2 protein-coding genes and 1 pseudogene are annotated in these 1,140 nt (G+C 58.6%); 2 read left to right on the top strand and 1 reads right to left on the bottom strand.

What is annotated here, in order from left to right; all coding sequences use genetic code 11:
* Positions 1-22 precede the first annotated feature (22 nt).
* Both BSAG_RS26180 and BSAG_RS26175 read left to right on the top strand, forming a co-directional pair.
* Positions 23-391 carry a hypothetical protein gene (locus BSAG_RS26180; RefSeq protein WP_000538659.1) on the top strand — a complete coding sequence of 123 codons (369 nt, stop codon included), beginning with the start codon at positions 23-25 and terminating at the stop codon, positions 389-391.
* A 57-nt stretch (positions 392-448) separates the two neighbouring features.
* Positions 449-538, top strand: a pseudogene (locus BSAG_RS26175) (type VI secretion protein); the annotation flags it as partial.
* Between the two features lie 91 nt (positions 539-629).
* Here the strand turns inward: BSAG_RS26175 and BSAG_RS11920 are convergent.
* Positions 630-1,140: tetracycline resistance MFS efflux pump (locus BSAG_RS11920; protein WP_032852337.1), on the bottom strand; the 511-nt coding region annotated here is incomplete at its 5' end.

The following is a 1,140-nucleotide window of genomic DNA, read 5'->3' as shown; positions in this document are numbered from 1 at the left end:
CGTGTAAGGGGGATTTCTGTTCATGGGGGTAATGATACCGATGAAACGAGAGAGGATGCTCACGATACGGGTTACTGATGATGAACATGCCCGGTTACTGGAACGTTGTGAGGGTAAACAACTGGCGGTATGGATGCGGCGGGACCAGAGAAAAATCACTCAGGGTCAATGCCAGCGCTTCGTTAATACAGATGTAGGTGTTCCACAGGGTAGCCAGCAGCATCCTGCGATGCAGATCCGGAACATAATGGTGCAGGGCGCTGACTTCCGCGTTTCCAGACTTTACGAAACACGGAAACCGAAGACCATTCATGTTGTTGCTCAGGTCGCAGACGTTTTGCAGCAGCAGTCGCTTCACGTTCGCTCGCGTATCGGTGATTCATTCTGCTAACCAGTAAGGCAACCCCGCCAGCCTAGCCGGGTCCTCAACGACAGGAGCACGATCATGCGCACCCGTGGCCAGGACCCAACGCTGCCCGAGATGCGCCGCGTGCGGCTGCTGGAGATGGCGGACGCGATGGATATGTTCTGCCAAGGGTTGGTTTGCGCATTCACAGTTCTCCGCAAGAATTGATTGGCTCCAATTCTTGGAGTGGTGAATCCGTTAGCGAGGTGCCGCCGGCTTCCATTCAGGTCGAGGTGGCCCGGCTCCATGCACCGCGACGCAACGCGGGGAGGCAGACAAGGTATAGGGCGGCGCCTACAATCCATGCCAACCCGTTCCATGTGCTCGCCGAGGCGGCATAAATCGCCGTGACGATCAGCGGTCCAATGATCGAAGTTAGGCTGGTAAGAGCCGCGAGCGATCCTTGAAGCTGTCCCTGATGGTCGTCATCTACCTGCCTGGACAGCATGGCCTGCAACGCGGGCATCCCGATGCCGCCGGAAGCGAGAAGAATCATAATGGGGAAGGCCATCCAGCCTCGCGTCGCGAACGCCAGCAAGACGTAGCCCAGCGCGTCGGCCGCCATGCCGGCGATAATGGCCTGCTTCTCGCCGAAACGTTTGGTGGCGGGACCAGTGACGAAGGCTTGAGCGAGGGCGTGCAAGATTCCGAATACCGCAAGCGACAGGCCGATCATCGTCGCGCTCCAGCGAAAGCGGTCCTCGCCGAAAATGACCCAGAGCGCTGCCGGCACC

The organism is Bacteroides sp. D1, assembly GCF_000157095.2.
GTDB classification, from domain to species: domain Bacteria; phylum Bacteroidota; class Bacteroidia; order Bacteroidales; family Bacteroidaceae; genus Bacteroides; species Bacteroides xylanisolvens.
The sequence above is the reverse complement of the archived record's forward strand: the minus strand, read 5'-3'. Positions and strand labels throughout refer to the sequence as shown.

Coding starts and splice junctions, on each gene's coding strand:
- BSAG_RS26180 (WP_000538659.1), top strand. CDS start 23: ATGGGGGTAATGATACCGATGAAACGAGAGAGGATGCTCACGATACGG.